This is a genomic window from Cypionkella aquatica (assembly GCF_030161095.1).
Taxonomy (GTDB): Bacteria; Pseudomonadota; Alphaproteobacteria; order Rhodobacterales; family Rhodobacteraceae; genus Cypionkella; species Cypionkella aquatica.
The window spans coordinates 25,369-34,015 of sequence record NZ_BSPP01000016.1 but is presented as its reverse complement, the minus strand read 5'-3'; the positions used below and the strand labels follow the sequence as shown (position 1 = coordinate 34,015).

General features: G+C 59.7%; 6 protein-coding genes. 1 reads left to right on the top strand and 5 read right to left on the bottom strand.

Annotation, left to right across the window (positions count from 1 at the left end; all coding sequences use genetic code 11):
- Window positions 1-1,132: 1,132 nt before the first annotated feature.
- From sucD to QQJ98_RS18505, 4 genes are all read right to left on the bottom strand, one after another.
- Window positions 1,133-2,029: a succinate--CoA ligase subunit alpha gene (sucD, locus tag QQJ98_RS18520; RefSeq protein ID WP_284326705.1), complete on the bottom strand. Its 897-nt coding sequence runs from the start codon at window positions 2,027-2,029 to the stop codon at window positions 1,133-1,135.
- An 11-nt stretch (window positions 2,030-2,040) separates the two neighbouring features.
- Complete coding sequence (locus QQJ98_RS18515) at window positions 2,041-3,225, bottom strand: malate--CoA ligase subunit beta (RefSeq protein ID WP_284326706.1); 1,185 nt, start codon at window positions 3,223-3,225, stop codon at window positions 2,041-2,043.
- A 75-nt stretch (window positions 3,226-3,300) separates the two neighbouring features.
- A complete protein-coding gene (locus QQJ98_RS18510; RefSeq protein WP_284326707.1) occupies window positions 3,301-4,239 on the bottom strand; it encodes an HpcH/HpaI aldolase/citrate lyase family protein in 939 nt (312 codons plus the stop codon).
- A gap of 22 nt (window positions 4,240-4,261) precedes the next feature.
- A complete protein-coding gene (locus tag QQJ98_RS18505; RefSeq protein ID WP_284326708.1) occupies window positions 4,262-5,458 on the bottom strand; it encodes a pyridoxal-phosphate-dependent aminotransferase family protein in 1,197 nt (398 codons plus the stop codon).
- Window positions 5,459-5,603: 145 nt separating this feature from the next.
- Here QQJ98_RS18505 and QQJ98_RS18500 point away from each other — a divergent pair, with 145 nt between their 5' ends.
- Window positions 5,604-7,001: a helix-turn-helix domain-containing protein gene (locus tag QQJ98_RS18500; RefSeq protein WP_284326709.1), complete on the top strand. Its 1,398-nt coding sequence runs from the start codon at window positions 5,604-5,606 to the stop codon at window positions 6,999-7,001.
- A 692-nt stretch (window positions 7,002-7,693) separates the two neighbouring features.
- Here QQJ98_RS18500 and QQJ98_RS18495 read toward each other — a convergent pair.
- Entirely contained in the window at window positions 7,694-8,620 is a 927-nt protein-coding gene (locus QQJ98_RS18495; protein WP_284326710.1) for a helix-turn-helix domain-containing protein, read from the bottom strand.
- Window positions 8,621-8,647: the final 27 nt, after the last annotated feature.

Genomic DNA, 8,647 nt, shown 5'->3' with positions numbered 1-8,647 from the left:
GCCGCATTTGAAAGTCTTTCCAAACTCTCGGCGACAAGCCCCGCTGTGATCGCCTCAGGTTTCTGCACTGAGCATGAACGGCCGTTTCTAGGAGAGTAACTGAGCAACCCTAGCATACGTTGATTAGCAGTTTTTGGCCGGTAGAGCGTAGCGCGGCAATCTTTGGGACCCTGCGGTGCGCCCAGTTCGAGGCGACTTTCTGGCCAGATCACTAGCCCGCCCACCAACACAACCAAAGCGAGCTAGGATCTGTCAGAAATGCGGGCTCCTTGTTAGTCTCACATCGCTGCCGCCGTCATTCCCGCAAAACGACAATTTGTTCCCACATAACAACAATCGTTTTTCAGATAACGGCAATGACACGTCTCAGCCGATCAGTTGTCTACGCAGTGGTCGCCATGTCCAGGCGCACATTGGCAATCTTGGCCCGCGCTACCGCAATTACATCCGGATTTTGGCATCCCGATCCCAGATAAGCGCAATCGCTCGGCGGTTGCTATAGGCCTGCTTTGCCCCAGATCGCTCCATTCGGCAAGCGCGATCTGCCGATAACCTGCTGTAATCACGACACTTTGTCAAAACAAGAATTGGCGCGACCTCTTTCGAGACTGGCTCTATCGAAACTACATGCACCGCCACATATAAATCATCGATTTTGTTTGATATTATAGCGCACCTTTTCGCCCGGCCCTTCGGGAATTGTGGCAGGTGGACAGACCAGATTCTCCCCTTCTGAATCCGCCCATTTGGAGCGCCCGTTTCTGCCCCGCCCACTTGGCGGTATGGTTTCCGACCCGCGCGCATGGCCCCAGCGTTGACTTAATGTCGAAAGGAAGCTGACGTAAAAAACCGGGCGGCGCATATTTCAGGAGTACGCAGGCGCGCACGCTAGAAATCAAACGTCATGCGGTGGTTGGCGTGATCATGACCGAAACACCCATGATGACATCGGTTTGGCATCCCTCAGCAACCGGAAGTCCTTTCCTTGGGCACAACTCGGCGAGGCTGTCTGCGCCACGAACGCCAGACAGCACGATACGGATGCTCTCCTCGGAAGACTGCAGCTTGCGCAAGTCCCATGTCTTACGGACTCGCCCGGTGAGCCTGCCCGACCAACGGGAGATTGCCGAGATCAGGCCGCGCGACGTCGTGACAGCACGTTGGCCATAGTCTGGCCCATCGACGAGGGGTTGGGGGCGACGGTTATACCGGCTGCCGAAAGGATTTCGACCTTCTCTTGTGCGCTTTCCCCGAACGCGCTGACGATGGCCCCGGCGTGACCCATCTTGCGACCCTTGGGTGCCGACAGCCCGGCGATGTAGGCGACGACTGGCTTGCGCATATGGTCGCGCACAAAGGCTGCCGCATCGGCTTCTTGCGGGCCGCCGATTTCGCCGATCATCATCACGGCATCGGTTTCGGGGTCGGCCTCGAACAGTTCAAGAATATCGCGGAAGCTAGACCCGTTGATCGGATCGCCGCCGATCCCAACCGAAGTGGATACGCCGATGTCCAAGGACTTCATCTGCGCGGCCGCCTCATAGCCCAGCGTGCCTGATCGGCCCACGATGCCAATACGCCCCGGCATGTAAATATGCGGCGGCATGATCCCCATGAAGCCGCGGCCGGGTGAGATAATCCCAGCGCAATTCGGCCCGATCAACCGCATCTTGCGGCTTTCGGGATAGCGCCGCAGAAAGCGTTTGACCCGCATCATATCCTGGCTGGGGATGCCGTCGGTCACGCAGACGGCGGTTTTGATCCCGGCATCCGCCGCCTCCATGATGGCATCTGCCGCGAAGGGCGGTGGCACAAAGATAAGGGTGGCCTCGGCGCCCAACGCCTCAACAGCCTCACGCACGGTATTGAAAAGTGGGCGGTCCAGAATGGTTTCGCCGCCCTTACCCGGGGTGACGCCGCCCACGACGTTGGTTCCATGCCGGATCATGTCGGCGGCGTGAAAGCTGCCGATCCGGCCAGACATGCCCTGCACGATGACGCGGGTTTGTTCGGTGATAAGAATGGCCATAGTGTCCTCCTTCAGGCGGCTTTGTGCGTGGCAGGTTTGGGGCGGGACGCAACCGCAGCGGCGGCAGCCTCGGCAAGCGTATCGGCAGAGATCAGCGGCAGCCCGGAGCTGTCGATGATGGCCTTGCCTTCCTCGACATTGGTGCCCGCAAGTCGCACGACGACAGGAATGGTCAGTCCGACCTCTTTGTAGGCCTGCACCACACCTTGGGCCACCCAATCGCAGCGGTTGATGCCGGCAAAGATGTTCACAAGGATGACAGAAACATTGCCATCGGCCAGCACCGTCCTGAAAGCGCGCACCACACGCTCGGGCGAGGCACCGCCGCCAATGTCCAGAAAGTTTGCAGGCTCGCCCCCGGCCAGCTTGATCATATCCATCGTGGCCATCGCGAGGCCCGCTCCGTTGATGATGCAACCGATATCGCCGTCAAGTCCGACATAGGACAAGCCGTGGTCGCCTGCCGTGCTTTCGCGCGGGTCTTCTTGGCTGCGGTCTCGCAGTTCTGCAATCTGTGACTGACGAAACAGCGCGTTGGTGTCAAAGCTCATCTTGGCATCCAGCGCCACGAGGTCGCCAGAGTGGGTGATCACCAGCGGATTGATTTCGACCATGACCGCATCGAGATCGCGGTAGGCGCGGTAGCAGGCCCGCAAAGTCGTGACCATCTGCGCCACTTGTCCCCCTTGCAGACCCAGTTGAAACGCCAGCTCGCGGGCTTGAAATTCGGACAATCCCACGGCTGGATCGATGGTCATGCGGCGCAAGCTGTTGGGGTCGCTGTCGGCGAGATCCTCAATCTCCATCCCGCCGTGGGCCGAGGCCACGATCATGATGCGCTCAGATTTGCGGTCGAGCACGAAGCCAAGGTAAAGTTCCTGCGCGATGTCCGAAGCGCCCTCTACCCACACACGGTAGACGCCTTTGCCGTTGGCGTCGGTCTGCTTGGTCACCAGTTGCTTGCCGAACAGCGTGGCGGCAAAGGCATGGACCTCGTCCGGGGTCTTGCACAGTTTAACGCCACCTGCAGCACCGCGGCCGCCAGAGTGGATTTGCGCCTTGACCACCCAAGCGCTGCCGCCCAATTCCCGCGCGCGGTAGCCTGCCTGCTCGGGGCTGTAAGCCAGTCCGCCGCGGGGCACGGGCACGCCGAAACGGGCAAGGATTTCTTTGGCCTGATATTCGTGAATGTCCATCTTTTCCCCTCTGCGTCCTGAATTGGGTGTCAATTCAGACGCTTCAACTGTTGAGTTTTCGCAGAAGTTTTCCGGCTACCTGGCCGCGATTGCATCCGCCAAAACCAATACATTCATGGCCATCCGCTCGGATGCCGCGTCGATCATCCGGCCATCCAGCTGAGCTGCCCCTTTGCCCATGGCTTCGGCCTTGCGCAGTTCTTCGATGATGCGGCGCGCCCGGGTCACTTCGGGTTCGGGCGGCGAGAAGACCTCGTTCGCCAGCGTGATCTGCGACGGATGGATCGCCCATTTCCCCTCGCATCCCAAAGCCGCAGCCCGGCGGGCGCCTTCCTTGTAGCCTTCGGGGTCGCTGAAATCACCAAAGGGCCCGTCGATCGCCCGCAAGCCATAGGCCCGGCATGCGACTACCATCCGGCTGATCGAGGCATGCCATTGGTCACCCGGATAATGCGGATTAAGCCCGCCGATGTTCGTCGTCCGTGCCCGCATCGAGGCCGCGAAGTCTGCCACGCCAAAGTGCAACGCCTCTAGCCTGCCACCGAACTGCGCGATGGCCTCGACATTGGCCATGCCAAGCGCGGTTTCGATCAGGGCCTCCAGCCCGACGCGGGTGCTGTAACCTTTGGCCTGTTCGATCTGGTTGACCATGGCCTCGACCATGTAAAGGTCGCCGGTGACGCCGACTTTGGGCACAAGCAGGGTGTCGACCCGATCACCGGCCTGCTCCATAACGTCCACCACGTCGCGGTACATGTAATGGGTATCCAGCCCGTTGATGCGCACCGAAACCGTCTTGCCCTTGGCCCGCCAGTCGATGTCATTCAGCGCCTGAATGGCGTTCTTGCGCGCTTGCTCTTTTTCCGAAGGGGCAATGGCATCCTCCAGATCCAGAAACACATAATCTGCCAGACCGTCTGCTGCTTTGTCGATCATGGTGGGATTAGAGGCCGGAACCGCAAGTTCCGACCGTTGCAGACGCGGCTTGCGCATGGGGTGAAGAGTGTGGCTCATTTTAGGCTCCTGCTATTGCGGTCTATTCTGCGGCGATTTGTGCGGGTTCAGGTGCGGGGAGGGCGTAGACCTCTTGCGCCGCTGCGACCCCTGACCCAAACCGGATCGAGGCTCCCGCTGCCGCCAGTGACAATTCGGCCAAAGCGATTGCAGTCAGGCACATGCCTTCGTTGCTGTCGCCGATATGGCCGATGCGAAACACCTTGCCCGCCAGCGGGCCAAGGCCTGAGCCGAACGCGGCATTGTAGCGATCATAACCGATGCGGATCACGTCGCGCGCGTCGACGCCTGCTGGCGTGCGAATGGCAGTCACTGTGTCGGAGTAAAGCGTCGGGCTTTCTGCGCAGACCTCCAGTCCCCAAGCCTGAACCGCCGCACGCACGCCTGCGGCCAGACGGCGGTGGCGGGCGATGATGGTGTCAAAGCCCTCGTCCTGCATGCGATCAAGTGCGGCGCGCAGGCCGTGCAGCAGCTGGATCGGCGGGGTATATGGAAAATAGCCAGTCTCATTGCCGCTGACCTGATCGGCGAAGTCAAAGTAGGCCCGCCGCATGGTTGCGGCTTGGCTGGCCTTCATCGCTTTTGCACTGACCCCCAGAATACCCAGACCGGGCGGCATCATCAGCCCCTTCTGGCTGCCGGTCACCGCGAGATCTACGCCCCAATCGTCCATCTCGAACGGCAGACATCCGATGGACGAGACGCCGTCGACAAACAAAAGCGCGTCATGAAGCGACTCTTCCATCACCCGCCGCACCGCCGCAATGTCCGAAGTCACTCCGGTTGCCGTCTCATTATGGGTGACGAAAACCGCCTTGATCTCTCCATTGGTGTCCGCACCCAGCTTGCGGGCGAATTCGCTGATCGGCGCGCCCGCGCCCCATGGCAGATCGATCAGGTCCACATTCAGGCCAAGCCGCAGCGCCATCTGCGCCCACAGGACAGAAAAATGGCCATGTCGCGCCATCAGCACCCGGTCCCCCGGCGACAGTGCGTTGGTGATCGCGGCCTCCCACGCCCCGGTGCCAGAGCCGGGGAACAACAGCACTTGTCCTGTTGTGGTGCGAAACAGGCGCTTGAGATCGGCAAAAATCCCGAGGTTCAAGCCCCCGAAATCATGGGCCCGGTGATCCTGCATTGGCACGTTCATGGCCTGCCGCACGGTTTCTGGCACATTGGTCGGGCCGGGAATGAACAGGTGATTGATGCCGGTGCGCATGGTGTCCTCCTTGGGTCAGAGGCAGCCTTCGCACTGCATCAAACTTGTGCAAAATGAAAACACGTTTCGCTGTGAGTGCGAGAGTTTACAGAATTGAAACGATGTAATATTGTAAATTCAGCAAAATTACCTTGTGTGGGATGATATGAAAAAGACCTTCATCGGCCCCCACCTGCGTCGCCTTCGGTTGGAACGCAAAGAAACCCAAGGTGCGATGGCCAAGGCGCTTGGAATTAGCGCGTCTTATGTCAACCTTCTGGAAAACAACGAAAGATCTGTATCGGTGCAGGTTCTGCTGCGCCTGTTCGAGGCTTATGGAGTCGAGTGGCGCGACATTGCCAACGAGGATGGCACCGCCCAGCTCTCGGATTTGCGCGCGGTTATTCAGGATCCGCTGTTTACACAGACCCGCCCTGATTTGCCGCAATTGCGGGCAGCATTGGTCCATGCGCCGGGGCTGGTTTACAGTTTCATGACACTTTATCGCAGCTATCAGGTCGTGTCGGATCAGCTTTTGGCCCTGACCGAAAGCGGCGCGCCGCAAACCTCGGCTTCTCCCGAAGCGGCGGTGCATGATGTGTTTCGCCGCAACCGCAACCACTTTCGTGAGCTGGAAGAGGCCGCCGAAGCGTTTTGGCCCAGTCCTCTGATCGAAAGGGACGAGATTTATGTGATGCTCAAGCAAAGGCTGCGCGACAATCTTGGGGTCACGGTCAGGCTGTGCCGGGTCGAGGATCTGCCGGGCGCTCTGCGCCAATACGATGAGACCCGCCGCGAAATCCTGCTCTCTGAGGCGCTGGATCAACCCAACCGCACGTTTCAGCTGGTACATATGGTGGGGCTTTTGGAACAGCGCGACCTTTTGGACAGCCTGATTCAGCGCAGTGGCATCCATGAGGCGCGGGGAATCGCCCGTCTGAGGGTGGAACTGGCCAACTATTTCGCCGCAGCCGTCCTGATGCCCTATGCAGAGTTTCTGGCCGAGGCCCGCGCCTCGAAATATGACTTTGACCACATTGCCACCCGCTTTGACGTCAGCTTCGAGCAGGCCTGTCACCGCGCCACCACGTTGCAACGCGAGGGCGCACAGGGGGTGCGGTTTTTCTTCTTGCGCATAGACAAGGGCGGCAATGTCACCAAACGCTTCAACGCCACAGATTTTCATCTGGCCGAATATGGCGGTGCTTGCCCGCGGCTGGAAGTGCATACCTCGTTCCGCACCCCCAACCGCATCGTGCCGCAATTTGTCGAGATGCCTGATCGCAGTCAGTTCTTCGTATTTTCCCGCACCGTGGATCGCCCGACATGGGCGCGTCACGCCCAAGACAATCGTCTGGCTGTCGCGATGGGCTGCGCTGTCCAATATGCGCCGGAAATTGGCTATGCTGAAAGCTTCTCGATGTCTGAGGCCCGGATGACTCAGATCGGCATCAACTGCCGCATTTGTCCGCGTTCAAACTGCGACCAGCGGGCCCATCAAGCGGTAATCCTCACCCAACCAGTCGATGCCCTGCGCCGCGGGGTCACACGGTACGACGTCTGAGAGATGTGTTGTTTGCACAGTCCAACTCGGTCGACGCACGCTGGCCGCAATCTGTCCCCCACGCCTGCTAGGCCGTTGTCGTAACCCTAAAAGCATGCGATTCCATTGCGGCCAACCGGATCATTCCTGCGCAAAGAAACCGCGTCGCAGACCGGGTTACAACTGCGCTTCGGCCTGTGCGCAGTCATCCGAACGCGGCTGGAGCGAAGGCCCATCCAACGTCCCGTCGCCTTTGGCTGGCCGCCTTTAGCCAGCAACGCTAAGCACAACCTTGCCCACCTGACAGTGCCTGAACCTGCAGCGCAACATGGTCGCCAATCTCTCGAACAATCATCGCGCCGTGAGAACGTGCATCTGCCTCAACGGCAGCAGGCCCTGTCTGGCCGGACTGACTGCGGCGATTGGGGGCAGGGTGCTCGGTCATCAAAACTGCCCACTGCGCAAGCGCCCGACGAGAGTAGTGCGTCAAAAGGGGCAAGGCTTGGCATCGGCCGCGTCTTATCCGTCCGAAGTCTGAAAATGGCCGCGTGAACGTCGATGACACGGCGCGATTTTGAGGATGGTGAAGGGCTTTCAAGATATCAGGGGCAGGCGCGTCGCTTTCGCGCCTGAAAGCCAAAGCAGCTTGGTCACAGTGCGGTTGCTTCGCGCATGCTAAGCCCGCCATATCTTTCGCAGCGACGCCTGCAAACTTAAGAAGAAGGCACAGCCTTGGCGCGCAAGCGTTGGCGGAACTTTTTTGGGCGCTCGCCAAATCTGTCGGAAAACGCTTCATAAAAGCGCGAGATCGACCCGAAGCCGGATTCATACACAATTTCGGTGATGGATTTGTCTGTCGAGATCAACAGCGACTGCGCCGTATCCAACCTGTGCCGGGTGATGGCTTGCGTGATGCTGTGCCCAACCGACCGTTTGAACAGTGACATCGCATAGTTCGGATGCAGGCCGCTGCTGGCTGCCACCGCTTCAGCCCGCACGTCGCCCGGAGCATGTTCCGCCACATAGCGCAGCATACGCTCGACATGTTCAATCCGCTCTGCGCCATGTGGGGCAGGGCTGGCGATCGCCGAACCTGCCTCGCGCAGATCACGCCAGCCATCGCGTTCGATCCGCATCACTCGCGCCGTCAATTCATTGCGGACAATCTCAGACAGGCCGGCATCGCCCGACAGCAATTCGTCGCGCCACCGCAGAAAGATATCGCGGTCCCAAGCGGTCAGATGCATCGCCTCGATCAAAGCCCCACGAAACACCGCATCGCGAAACCGGATCAGCGAGCCAAACCCCAGAAACACGGACATCGGCACATATAGGCAGACAAACCACGTCGGATCGGCACGGGAAATCACCTGATGCGGCACCATCCCCCAAAACAGGCACAGCCGGCCGGCATCCACCGTCAACTCTCGCCCGTCAAACCAATAGGTCATCTCACCTTCCAGAACGAAATTCAGCTCGATCTGGCTGTGCATATGCGGCCCTGCCATGCACTGAACATCCTGCGTCGGGCTCGCGCAAAACCGATGATCGCCAAACACCACAAGCGGATGGAGCGGGTCATACTCGGGCTGCGCGGGCGTGGACTCAAAACGCGTATTCGCCGTCGTTTCGGATTTCATTTGCACAGACACCTTAGAATACCGGAA

Bases quoted from the DNA above. Each gene is read 5' to 3' on its own strand.
- sucD (WP_284326705.1), bottom strand. From the start codon at position 2,029: ATGGCCATTCTTATCACCGAACAAACCCGCGTCATCGTGCAGGGCATG.
- QQJ98_RS18515 (WP_284326706.1), bottom strand. From the start codon at position 3,225: ATGGACATTCACGAATATCAGGCCAAAGAAATCCTTGCCCGTTTCGGC.
- QQJ98_RS18510 (WP_284326707.1), bottom strand. From the start codon at position 4,239: ATGAGCCACACTCTTCACCCCATGCGCAAGCCGCGTCTGCAACGGTCG.
- QQJ98_RS18505 (WP_284326708.1), bottom strand. From the start codon at position 5,458: ATGCGCACCGGCATCAATCACCTGTTCATTCCCGGCCCGACCAATGTG.
- QQJ98_RS18500 (WP_284326709.1), top strand. From the start codon at position 5,604: ATGAAAAAGACCTTCATCGGCCCCCACCTGCGTCGCCTTCGGTTGGAA.
- QQJ98_RS18495 (WP_284326710.1), bottom strand. From the start codon at position 8,620: ATGAAATCCGAAACGACGGCGAATACGCGTTTTGAGTCCACGCCCGCG.